The organism is Dysgonomonas sp. HDW5B, assembly GCF_011299335.1.
GTDB lineage: Bacteria > Bacteroidota > Bacteroidia > Bacteroidales > Dysgonomonadaceae > Dysgonomonas_A.
In genome coordinates this window covers 1136079-1148785 of the sequence record NZ_CP049858.1, presented here as the reverse complement: position 1 = coordinate 1148785, position 12707 = coordinate 1136079, and the positions used below count along the sequence as shown (strand labels likewise).

General features: G+C 37.3%; 10 protein-coding genes. 7 read left to right on the top strand and 3 right to left on the bottom strand.

The genetic code is table 11. The features are described 5' to 3' along the window. Window positions 1–50: 50 nt before the first annotated feature. From G7051_RS04680 to G7051_RS04650, 7 genes are all read left to right on the top strand, one after another. On the top strand, window positions 51–785 hold the full coding sequence (locus tag G7051_RS04680; RefSeq protein ID WP_166198841.1) for a 1-acyl-sn-glycerol-3-phosphate acyltransferase: 735 nt from the start codon (window positions 51–53) through the stop codon (window positions 783–785). 71 nt (window positions 786–856) lie between these two features. Next, a complete protein-coding gene (locus G7051_RS04675; protein WP_166198840.1) occupies window positions 857–2650 on the top strand; it encodes a LysM peptidoglycan-binding domain-containing protein in 1794 nt (597 codons plus the stop codon). After that, the gene (locus G7051_RS04670) at window positions 2647–3327 is read left to right on the top strand and encodes a porin family protein (protein WP_166198839.1); all 681 of its coding nucleotides are present in this window, start codon (window positions 2647–2649) and stop codon (window positions 3325–3327) included. The genes G7051_RS04675 and G7051_RS04670 overlap by 4 nt, the downstream gene beginning before the upstream one ends. A 351-nt stretch (window positions 3328–3678) precedes the next feature. Next, window positions 3679–5109: a peptide MFS transporter gene (locus G7051_RS04665; RefSeq protein ID WP_166111783.1), complete on the top strand. Its 1431-nt coding sequence runs from the start codon at window positions 3679–3681 to the stop codon at window positions 5107–5109. A gap of 100 nt (window positions 5110–5209) precedes the next feature. Further along, window positions 5210–6619 carry a 23S rRNA (uracil(1939)-C(5))-methyltransferase RlmD gene (rlmD, locus tag G7051_RS04660; protein WP_166198838.1) on the top strand — a complete coding sequence of 470 codons (1410 nt, stop codon included), beginning with the start codon at window positions 5210–5212 and terminating at the stop codon, window positions 6617–6619. A 129-nt stretch (window positions 6620–6748) separates the two neighbouring features. Next, on the top strand, window positions 6749–7909 hold the full coding sequence (gene pncB / locus G7051_RS04655) for a nicotinate phosphoribosyltransferase (RefSeq protein WP_166198837.1): 1161 nt from the start codon (window positions 6749–6751) through the stop codon (window positions 7907–7909). A 1-nt stretch (window position 7910) separates the two neighbouring features. Next, window positions 7911–8513: a cysteine hydrolase family protein gene (locus G7051_RS04650; RefSeq protein ID WP_185155005.1), complete on the top strand. Its 603-nt coding sequence runs from the start codon at window positions 7911–7913 to the stop codon at window positions 8511–8513. A gap of 64 nt (window positions 8514–8577) precedes the next feature. Here G7051_RS04650 and G7051_RS04645 read toward each other — a convergent pair whose 3' ends face one another. The 3 genes from G7051_RS04645 to mutL all read right to left on the bottom strand — a co-directional run bounded on the left by G7051_RS04645 (window position 8578) and on the right by mutL (window position 12695). Continuing rightward, entirely contained in the window at window positions 8578–9603 is a 1026-nt protein-coding gene (locus G7051_RS04645) for a hypothetical protein (protein WP_166198836.1), read from the bottom strand. A gap of 32 nt (window positions 9604–9635) precedes the next feature. Continuing rightward, the gene (locus G7051_RS04640) at window positions 9636–10724 is read right to left on the bottom strand and encodes a hypothetical protein (protein WP_166198835.1); all 1089 of its coding nucleotides are present in this window, start codon (window positions 10722–10724) and stop codon (window positions 9636–9638) included. Between the two features lie 135 nt (window positions 10725–10859). Next, a complete protein-coding gene (gene mutL, locus G7051_RS04635; RefSeq protein WP_166198834.1) occupies window positions 10860–12695 on the bottom strand; it encodes a DNA mismatch repair endonuclease MutL in 1836 nt (611 codons plus the stop codon). Between the last annotated feature and the right edge of the window lie 12 nt (window positions 12696–12707).

The window sequence follows — 12707 nt, the reverse complement described above, 5'->3', positions numbered from 1 at the left end:
AAAAATGTATTTTTGCTTATTTGAATGAAAACATCTAGATTTAGAATAACATGAAAGCTATTCTTTCCTTTTTATATCAATGGCTGATATTTATTCCGATTCTTGTTGTGACTACTGTTGCTACAGCAATTCTGGTTATGCTGGGTTGCTCCGTCGGGAATAATAAGTTTTGGGGATACGTTCCTCCTAAATACTGGTCGAAAATAGTTTGTAGAGCTGCATTATGTAGAATAAAAGTTCGGCACAATAATAAGATAGATCCCAATCAGTCTTATGTGTTTGTGGCTAATCATCAGGGGGCATTTGACATATTTTTGACTTATGGATACTTGGATCAGAATATTAAATGGGTGCAAAAGTACGAGTTACGAAACATTCCATTTGTAGGAAAGGCGTCAGAAATAGCCGGGCATGTTTTTGTAGACAGCTCCAATACACGTGCATTGAGTCAAACGATAGACAAAGCCGAGCGTGAATTGGCAGAAGGTGTTTCTATGGCTATATTTCCCGAGGGACAACGTACGTATACGGGCAAAATGGGTCGATTCAAAAAGGGGGCATATATCATAGCTACTCAGATGCAATTGCCTATTGTTCCCATAACTTTAAATGGACCCTACGATATATTGAAAATACATTCGAGAATCATGCATCCGGGAAAGGACTTGGAAATAGTCATTCACGATCCCATCTCTACTGCAGGGATGACTGAGGCTGATATTCCGGGTTTAATAGAAACAAGTCGTCGTGTAATAGAATCGGCACTTTGGGATAAATACAAATAGGTCATATACCTTACTGAAAAATATCACTAATTTTTATACCTTTGTTTCTACAATAATAAATACACACTCAAATGAACTTTAAATACGTTAAATCCATTATTGCAGGTTGTTATCTGGTTATAGCAACTACATTTTCTATGTCTGCAACAGAAGGGATTCATGCATCGACTTTAAAAATTGAAATTCTGCAAGATAATGGAAAATATAAAAAGCATACGGTCACTAAAGGCGAAACTGCTTACTCTATAGCACGCTTATATAATATTTCGGTAGGAGACATTTATGCTTTGAACCCTCAGTCGGATAAAGGGCTGAAACTGGGTGAAGAAATAAAGATACCTACAAAAAGCTCACCTTCAACACAAATAGCAAGTGCATCAGGCAAATCTTATTTAGTGAAATCGAAAGAAACACTCTATTCGATAGCTAAACAGTTCGATATAAAAGTGGATGATCTGGTAAATGCTAACCCCGAATTGAAAGTGAAACCTTTAAGTGAAGGTCAGTCATTGGTTATTCCAACCGGAAAATATACAGCACAAGCACCTATAACGCCTGCACCAGCTTCGAAAAGCCATTTTATAGAACATAATGTTGCTGCTAAAGAAACACTTTACGGTATTGCAAAACAGTACAATACAACTCCCGAAGCTTTAACGGACTTTAATCCTGTATTGAAAGACGGTTTGAAGCAGGGGATGACTATTCTCATACCGACTTTACAAAGCGGAAGTGGTGTCTCATCTTCTCCAAGCGGTCAGACCCCGGTAAGTACATTGAGAGATGTTGATGCTATTAAGATAGGTGTCGTTCTTCCTTTCCTGAATAAATCACAAGGCAAAAGTGCCCGATTTGTAGAGTATTACGAAGGCTTCTTGTTGGCTTTGGAAGAAATGAAAGCAAAAGGGCTTTCGGCAAATGTATATGTTTTTGATATGGGATCTGAAACAGGGACTACCAAACTCAAAAGCTTATTGGATACTTACGAAATGAAGGATTTAGACCTTATTATCGGTGGGGTTTCTTCTGATCAGATAGATGTAATTTCTAATTTTGCCAAAAAGCAAGGAATAAAATACGCCATTCCTTTTCCAACCAAAACAGACGAAACTCAAAAGAATAATCAAATATTTCAATTAAACTCACCTCACGAGACACTGTATGCAAATACGGCAAAAGCATTTGCAGATATGTTTGGCAATGCGAATGTTATCTATGTAACAGAAAGTGGTGGAAGTAATGACAAAAAAGATTTTGTTTCTGCCCTGAATATGCAATTGAGTCAAAGAGGGATGAAGGCTAATTCTATTGCAGCCAATCAAAATCTGACATCCAACTTATCTTTGGCGTTAGATCGCAACCGCAAAAATGTCATAGTGGCCGCTTCGGGTTCAGCCCAATTGCTGCAAAACCTATTGCCTGCTCTCAATTCGATAAAAGAAGAGCAACCTAATACCAGTATCTCATTATTCGGATATACCGAATGGCAGACATATGCTCAGTTCTTTAATGATTTTTATAAAAACGATACGTATATATTTACTCCGTTTTATTTATCTGATGACGACTACAAAACCAAACAGTTTGTGTCGAATTATCAGAGATGGTATAATAACAAATCGTTAATTAATACTTATCCCAAATACGCTGCTTTAGGATATGATACAGGAATTTATTTTCTTACAGCACTGCTTAAATACGGAAAGAACTTCGAGTCTGCTGTCAATTCAGTATCAGTACCTGCCTTGCAAACTCCTATTAATTTTGATAAAACCAATGTGAATGGCGGCTATATGAACAATGGATTTTATATAATTCATTACAAAGCGAATGGTAGCGTTGATAAAATAGAATACGGCAAATGATAAAAAGAACCTTGGCTGTTTTACTTTTCGCTTTAATATGCGTGAAAGGATACTCTCAAACTAAATTTACTCCCGAATGGAATTTTGGAGCCAATTTTGGAGTCAACTTATCCAATATGAGTTTTGTAACTACTGATCCAAGTCAAGGACTGGATACTAAAATGTTGCAACAATATAAAGGTGGAGTATCAGCACGATATATTTCGGAGAAAAATTTAGGGTTTATTGCCGAGCTAAATTACAGCCAACAAGGGTATGAGCAAAAATTTCCCGTAGAAAATCCAGATTCTTCAAGATTTACGCAGAAGTTAGCTTATATACAGATTCCTTTTCTTACGCATATCTACTTTGGAGATAAAAAGCGCGTTTTTGTAAATCTCGGACCTCAGATTAGCTTTTTGGTCGGTGAACAAAAAACAAGGGATTTATCAACATCAGATTATGATGAATCAAAAGCATGGGAACATTATAATCAAAAAGTTCAGAATAAATTCGATTACGGATTAGTTTTCGGACTGGGTTTTGAGCTACGTACGGGAGCCGGTAATTTCGCCTTAGAGGGACGTTATTATATGGGATTTTCGGATATTTACAGCAGTCATAAAACAGATCCTTTTTCAAGGTCGGCCAACAGAGTTATATCTATAGCTGCCACCTACTACATGAAACCGTTTTAAGGTTTCTGTTTTTTATTGCTGAAAGAAAGAAGGTGGAAATCGTCAATAATTAGACTCTCTTATTTATCTATATATTAAGGGAATGATTACACTGCTGAAAGTTACAGGCCGAGAAAAAAAGAACAAGCGAAAAAAGTGTCACTTTTGTCATTTTTGTAATGTTTTTAAGGGTTTGTGATTGACTTTCAATGGTTTGTATGGGTGACGAAAATGTACTCTTTTTATAGTCCGATTGTCATCTTTTGTAATGAGACTGTATAGGCTTTGTAAGCCTGCTGTCAACTTAGGAACTGATACCTTAAATGTCTTAAATATCAATAACATTAAATATAAAACAGACTCTAGACTATTATGACTAAATTCTCTAAAGCCTTTTGGGTTGCCAACTCCGTCGAATTGTTGGAAAGGCTGGCTTATTATGCCGTCTTCATCGTTCTTACTATTTATCTGTCCAATGTTTGGGGTTTTTCCGATGTTGAATCGGGTTTAATCTCAGGAACATTTTCCGCATTGCTTTACTTCCTCCCTACATTTGTTGGTGCATACGCTGATAAAATAGGATTCCGTACATCCATTATTATAGCTTTTACACTACTTACTGTCGGATATTTTGGTCTGGGGATATTTCCTACCATGTTCGAAAATGCAGGCTTGGTTAGCTATGGTGCAGGAACGGGAGAAGGTATGTTCTCTTCATTTTTCGAAGAAAGAGGTTTTGTTACCTTTGGTCATGACACTACGTTCACAGGACTTCTCGAAAGTTCGCAACGATGGGCAATTGTACCTATCCTTCTATTGATTGTGATTGGTGGAGCATTTATAAAATCGGTAATCTCGGGAACGGTAGCTCGCGAAACAACTGAAAGCACTCGTGCGAGAGGATTTGCCATATTTTATATGATGGTAAATATTGGAGCTTTTACAGGAAAAACGGTAGTAGACCCGCTTCGTAAGAGTTTGGGAGATTTAGGTTTGGTATATCTGAACTATTTCTCGGCTTCGATGACTCTATTGGCTCTGGTTGCTGTATATTTCTTTTACCAGTCGTCAAATACATCAGGACAAGGTAAAACCTTCTCCGATATATTGAAAGCATTAGGAAAAGTGTGTATGAACGGACGTTTAATCGTTCTTATCCTTATTGTCAGCGGTTTCTGGATGGTACAACAACAAATGTATGCCACCATGCCTAAATATGTAATTCGTTTGGTAGGGCAGGAGGCTTCTCCCGGATGGATTGCAAACGTAAATCCGTTGGTCGTATTCCTATTGGTCAATTTGGTAACTACTCTAATGCAAAAGCGTTCGGCTCTAGCATCCATGACAGTGGGTATGTTTATCATCCCTATATCTGCGGCTATCATGGCTGGAGGTTCTATGATGGGCAACGAATTACTGTTCGGTACTATTCACCCTGTAACCTTTATGATGATTGTAGGTATTGCATTTCAGGCGTTGGCGGAATGTTTTATCTCGCCCCGTTTCTTGGAGTATTTTTCGTTCCAATCACCTAAAGGAGAAGAAGGACTTTACTTAGGATTCAGTCACTTACACTCGTTTGTGTCGTCGTTGCTTGCGTTTGGTATCTCGGGATTTTTATTGCAAAGATATTGCCCCGATCCGAAAGGGTTTTCATCTCCCGAAGCATATGCAGCAGCTACAGAACATGCACATTATATCTGGTTTTTCTTCTTTGGTATAGGACTGGTCTCGGCTATTGCCCTTGTTATCTATGGAAAGATTACCCGAAAGATGGACGCCGAAAAAGCCGGAATGGCATAATCATGATACAGAGAAATCCTCAAGTTTTACTTGGGGATTTTTTGATGTATATAAGCTTCTTACTTTTTTATATTACTTTTGCAGCATCAATTAAATAGAAATGAGAAAAGATAGAAAACCCCAACCTATATATCCATCAGTGGAGATAGTAGATATTGCTGCCGAAGGTAAGGCTATTGCCAAGATCGATAACATGATCGTGTTCGTTCCCTTCGTAGTTCCCGGTGATATTGTTGATCTTCAATTGAGCCGTAAGAAAAAGAACTATGCTGAAGGAAAACCTGTTCGTTTCGAGAAATACTCGGATATACGTACCGAAGCATTTTGTGAACACTTTGGGGTTTGTGGAGGTTGTAAGTGGCAGATTCTTCCTTATCAGGAGCAATTAAGATACAAGCATAAACAAGTAGAGGATAACTTGACTCGCATCGGTAAAGTTGATTTGCCGGAGATCCAACCAATCTTAGGATCTGAGAAAACAGAGTTTTACAGAAACAAGTTGGAATTTACTTTTTCCAATAAAAAATGGCTGACTTGGGAGCAGGTTCAGTCAGGAGTAACGTTCGATAATATGAATGCGGTCGGTTTCCATATTCCCGGCTGTTTTGATAAGGTGTTAGAGGTTAATAAATGTTGGTTGCAAGACGATGTATCTAATCAACTGCGTAATTTCGTACGTGAATATTGCTATGCTAAAGAATATACATTCTTCGATCTGAGAAACAGAGGAGGATTGATGCGTACCTTAATCATTCGTACATCTACTACAGGAGAGCTAATGGTGATTGTGATATTCTACGATGATGAGAAAGAGAAACATGAAGACCTGCTAAATGCTATTGCAGAGAAGTTCCCACAAATAACTTCTTTATTGTATATTATCAATCAAAAAGCCAACGATACAATAACCGATCAGGAAGTGTTGACATGGAAAGGAAATGACTATATATATGAAGAGATGGAAGGTCTGAAATTCAAAATAGGTCCTAAGTCATTCTATCAAACCAATAGCGAACAGGCTTATAATCTGTACAAAATAACTCGTGACTTTGCCGGATTAACAGGTAATGAACTTGTATATGACTTATATACAGGAACGGGAACGATAGCTAACTTTGTGGCTCGTAATGCCCGAAAAGTTGTAGGTATAGAATATGTGGAGGATGCCATTGAAGATGCAAAATTCAACTCGCAAAATAATAAAATAGAAAATACCCTGTTTTATGCAGGTGATATGAAGGATATCCTGACACAGGATTTTATCAATGAACATGGTAAGCCCGATGTGATTATAACCGATCCTCCCCGTGCAGGTATGCACGATAATGTAATCGAAGCGATTCTTTTTGCAGAACCCGAACGTGTGGTTTATGTGAGCTGTAATCCTGCAACTCAGGCAAGAGACTTGAATCTGTTGGATGCTAAATATAAGGTGGAGAAAGTTCAGCCGGTGGATATGTTCCCACACACGCATCATGTCGAAAATGTAGTTTTGTTAATTAAGAAATAACAATATCAGGTTTACGGTGTTATTTAGTAAAGAAGTAAATCTATATGGATTTAATCTATTATATCTAAATAATGGCAGTTACATCTGCCGGAGTAATAAAAAGGTCTGAGACCTCGAACACAGTCGATTATGATTATAAAACATTTTACAGACAACGACTTGTATAAGTTTTCTGTAATGCTAGCTATTCAAAAACTGTATCCACGTTCGTATGTAAGATACGAATTTATAAATAGGGGTCATACCGAATTTCCGGAAGGTTTTGCTGAACGTCTTAAAGAAGAGGTTGTAGCAATGACAAAGCTGAAAATGACCAAAGAAGAAAAGCGATACATCGAAAGACGTTGTTATTTCTTCGATCCGGCATTTATAGACTTTCTCGAAGGATATCAATACAATCCGGATGAAGTTCTGATAACACAAGAAGGTGGCGATTTGAAAGTCTCTATCGAAGGCTATTGGTATCGTACCGTTCTTTGGGAAGTGCCGCTTATGGCAATGATCTCGGAATTGTATTTTATAATGACGGAGCAGGTTCCACAGGGTGTAAAAGAAAAGACTGTAGAGAAAGCGAAAGGATTGGTCGCAATGAAAGCCGATTATTCGGATTTTGGTACACGTCGTCGTTTCTCATTCGATGTACACGATAAAGTGGTAGGAGCACTTCGCGAAAATTCGGGAGATTACTTCAAAGGAACAAGCAATGTATATCTGGCAATGAAGCACAATACTACACCTATCGGTACTATGCCGCACGAGTGGTTTATGTATCACGGAGCATTGTTCGGTTATCGAGCTGCAAACATAAAGGCACTCGAAGCTTGGGTAGAGGTCTTTCAGGGAAGCTTAGGGATTACATTAACCGATACGTATACAACAGACTCTTTTTTCAAATCATTTAGCTTGAAACAGGCTAAACTATTCGATGGAGTGCGTTGCGATAGCGGTGATGTTATTGAATTTACAGAAAAGGCAATTCAATTTTATAAAGAAAACAGGATTGATCCCGCATCTAAAACCATAGTGTATAGTGATTCGCTAAATCTGGAAGAAGTAAAACGAATCAAAGACTTTGTGGGAGATCGTGTGCACGATACATACGGAATAGGTACTTATTTTACCAATGATGTAGGTGTCAAACCTTTGAATATCGTGATTAAGCTATCAGCTATAAAAGCGAACCCTAAAGGAGAGTTTCTTCAAGCAGTGAAGCTTTCGGATGTCATGGGTAAGAATACGGGTAACGAAAGAGAAATTGAAATCTGTAAATTAACACTGGGAATAGATTGAAATGAAAAAGATAAGTTTAATTGTATTATTACTAATTACCACATTAATGATGACTGCACAACAAAAAGCATTGGTTATAATAGACATACAGAATGACTATTTTACGGGAGGAAATATGCCTTTAGTAGGAAGTGATGAAGCGGTCTTAAACGCCAAATCAGTATTGGAGCAATTTCGAAAAGAAGGATTGCCAGTTATACATATACAACATATCTCGGATCGTCCGGGTTCTACATTTTTTGTGCCTGGTACACAAGGTGTAGAGATTCATTCGGAAGTAGCTCCTCTGAGTAGCGAGAAAGTAATTACAAAACATTTCCCCAATAGCTTTAGAGAAACAGAGCTTCAGGCTTATTTGAAGGAACAAGGTATATCGGATCTTGTTATTTGTGGGATGATGACAAGTATGTGCGTTGATGCAACTACACGTGCAGCCAAAGATTTGGGTTACAATTGTACTGTTATAGGTGATGCATGTGCGGCTCCCAATTTACAGTTTAATGGAAAAACTATTCCTGGCGAGAATGTACACGAAGCGTTTTTAGCAGCATTAAGCTATTTTTATGCTACGGTCGTGAATGCTGAAGACTATTTGAATAACTAGGATTTTAAATGATATAAAAAAGAGCCGTAGGAATTCCTATGGCTCTTTTTAGTATTATTCAAATTTAAAGAACTTTGTCTACTATTACAGTTTCGGTATCATTACCCCATTGGTCAACAACAGACATCGTGAACCCTTGGTTATTCTGACCAACGATAGTACCCGTAAATCTGGTTATCTTATTCGGATACACTTTCAATTGAGGAGTGATCAAAATTGTGTTGGATGGGTTACCATTCTGAGGATTAAGATGAATATAAAGAAATGGAGTAGAATATCTGAAATTCTCTGCACTAAAATTAGTGGCTGTTTGCATACAATAGAATACAATCGGATTGTTCTCATTGTGAGCTGAAAATAAGCTTCTACTAAGCGTCAATTGATCAAACGGGCTAGGTTGGTCTAAATCCGATAATCTGAAGATTGAGGCATCAATATTTGTCATTCTCATATTGCTTGGTGCTATATCAGCCCAATTACTACTTATTGTATAAGTTTTCATAACCGGAGTTGCAGATGTTATACTTGCCGGAAGGCTGTTAAGGTCTTTTATCACAATCTCGACTTTACCTACTACCCTTTGTAGGGTAACATTGGCGTTAACACTTTGGCTGACAACTTCTATATTAGTTGTTCCGTAAAACTCTGTAGGACTGGTTAAGTCGGAGGTATTTAAATATGAATTTTTTAATATAGTCTTACCGGTTTCCTCATAAGTCTTCATCTCGGCATTTGTTCTACCCGAGGCGAATACAGTAATCAGGTATTTACCCGGTTGTAAATCTAAACTGATAGCGGATACCGGAGTGCTGCCAACCTCGACATTGTCTTTCAACACTAACTCTTCATTACCTGAAGTGATACCGTCTCCAGTCTTGTAAACAGCATATATTACTTTCTTTATGGTCGGGTCTGCTTCAGTTGTACTTCTCGTATAATTGTTTGCGTCATTAGTATTCGTTATATTAAGTACTACTTTCTGCTTATTTATTAATGAGGGAGTTTCCGTTAGGACATTGGTATCATCTTTACTGCATGAAGACAACATACCTAAAGATATAATGGAAAATATGAAGAATATTTTTTTCATAATCGGATGTTTTATATTTTATAAGAATCTACTTAAAAATTGGTGTTGGCTGTTTCTCCCCATGTATTGTTTACAACAACTGAGAGTTCGCTGTCTCTGAAAAGTTGCCCTTTAATAATTACCTGCTCATTTGGTTTTACAACAAGTCCTCTTTTGATGCAAGTCATAAAGACAATATTCGGATTCATTGCATTTGGGTCATTTATAAAAGTAGGTTCAGTAAGTAGCAACTCCGGATTCTCAAGGAGAATAATATTTTGATATTCAGCTTTGTTTGTTGTAACTCCCTGTAGATATAAATCATACCGGGCATTCGAGAAAGGTTTAGGACCAGCTTGATAATCTATATTTATGGTCTGAGGTAAGTAAAAATCAAAGGGATTATCTTCACCAATCGTAATAAATCTACTTCTGTTAATGCAAGCATAATTAGTTGACATGGCTGTCGCACTCTGTCCTCGGAAGATAGAGGCTCCACTATTTGTTGCAATATAACCAGGAGCAAAATAAGTGAAATCATACTGAGATTCGTTACCTGCTAACACAAGTATTGGTACGATCGTTTGTACATTATTGGGAGCTTTATCAAGATCTGATATTGCCAGTGTAATTTTACCGATAGGTCTTTTTAATTCAATATTTTTCTGGATATCAGCGCTTGCTACTTCAATATCAACCGAACCATGAAATTGATTTGGGTTTGTTAAGTTCTCAATAGCAATTGCATCAATATAGTCAGTTCCTGTCAGACCTCCGGGGTTAGCTGGAATTTTGTTTGCAACAATAGGTTTTTCAGATGCAAAAATTCCGATCGTGTAATTACCTTTTCTTAATTTGAGTTTCAGAGGAGAGGTTATAGCGGCTCCTTCTAATGTTTTTTCTTCAACTACCTGATTGATAGGTACAGCTTTATTTAAAATAACGTAGCGAAGATATTTAACCTCGCTCTCAGCCAGAGTTGATCTTGTTGACATCTCTGAAACCTCGGAAGTGAAACTGCTGATATTAAATGTTACCTCATAGAGTTCATCTACTGATGTATTAGGCAGATCATCACTATTGCATGAATAGCTTAAAAGCACAAGAGTGCTTAATATCCCAAAAAAGAGTGTTTTTTTCATAATTAGTTATGTTTGTGATTACAAACATAATAAAATAAAGATGTAACTATACTTCTTTGGTTAAAAAATATTTACATTTTTTTGATATGAATATGTTAATTCGTGTACTGGTGCCTGTTTTTAATGGTTAAATATTTATTTAAATCTTTTATCTACTTCAATATCATCTAAAATTGAAATGACCAGCTTTCCATCAGGTGTATATTTGTGTGATGGTGATGCTAATAAGCGGTTTACGATATCGCTTGTTTCATCATTCGTCAACCTATGTCCATATGGAATTGCTGCTGCATAGGCCAGTGATAATGCTAATGCTTCCTGTATCTCTTCTTTTACATCGCTTCCGGTTTCGATACTTTTAGAAACCATATTATGGATAAGTTCAACCGAATTTATCTTGTCTATTTCCGAAGGCACACCATTTATAGCATACGAATTATTACCAAGATTACTGAGATCGAAGCCCACAGCTTCAATATCATCGAGCAAGTAAGGGATCATAGCGGCTTCTGAAGATGAGAATTCTACAATCTCTGGAAATAATGTTCGTTGAGAAATGCCTCTTTTGAGTTTTATATTTTGGAGGAACTGATCGAATAATATACGTACGTGTGCTCTGCGCTGATCAATCATCATTAATCCTGATTTTACTGATGTCAGGATATATTTATTCTTGTATTGATAGTGTAATGAGGCTGGGTTTTCTTCAAACAAATCAGACTCTGATGATCTTATTTCGATGGCTTCTCTAACTTCTGAACTTTCTATATTGGTATCAGTTTCGAATCCTTTGTATAAACTTTCCCAATCGAAGTTAGGACGCTGATAGCTGCTACTGCCGGAGCTTTGTCCTCCTGATGATGATTTAAAAGGATTGTATGCAGGGTTTACATTTATCTGTGGACGGGTAGCATTAGTATTCGGATTATGTATAGGTATGTCAATGGCGTCTAATGTATCAAAATCAATAGTAGGTACTTCATTAAACTTGCCTAAAGCCTCTTTTACAGTTGCTGCAAGTATTTGCCAGATTGGTTGCTCGTTTTCGAACTTAATTTCTGTCTTGGTCGGATGTATATTGACATCAATTGTATCAGGACTGACTTCTATATAAATGAAGAAATTAGGATTTTCTCCGACCGGAATCAATGGTGCAAATGCAGATGTGATAGCTTTAGCAAAATAAGGATGCCTCATATATCTGCCATTTACAAAGAAATATTGTTGAGCACGGGCTTTTCGAGCCGATTCGGGCTTACCTACAAAACCGTATATCTTAGCGATGGTAGTTTCTATTTCTATCGAAATCAGTTGTTGATTGAAGCTTTTTCCAATCACACTTATAATACGTTGCTTAAGGTTGGAAGCCGGATATTTGATAACTTCTATATCATTCTCGATAAACGAAAATTCAATTTCAGAATTTACCATCGCAACCCTCTCTAGTTCAGTAAGTATATTTTTACGTTCGGTTTCGTTCGATTTTAAAAATTTCCGGCGTGCAGGTACATTAAAGAAGATATTTTTGATGGCAAAGTTGCTACCATCTGCACAGGCTATTTCTTCCTGTTTTTCAACAGCAGATCCTGCAATAACCAAATGTGTACCCACTTGATCATCTTTGCGTTTTGTCTTTAGCTCAACATGTGCTACTGCTGCAATAGATGGTAAAGCTTCTCCACGAAACCCCATCGTACGAAGAGCGAACAGATCTTCTGCAGTACGAATCTTGGATGTCGCATGCCTTTCAAAGGCAAGTCGAGCATCAGTGGCAGACATACCTTTTCCGTTATCTATTACCTGTATAAGTGTACGTCCGGCATCTTTTATTATAAGTTGAATGCTGGTTGCCCCTGCATCAATAGAATTCTCGAGAAGCTCTTTGACTATAGATGCCGGGCGTTGTACAACTTCACCCGCTGCTATCTGGTTAGCTATCGAATCGGGTAGTAAATGTATAATATCATTCATTGCTTTAGTCGT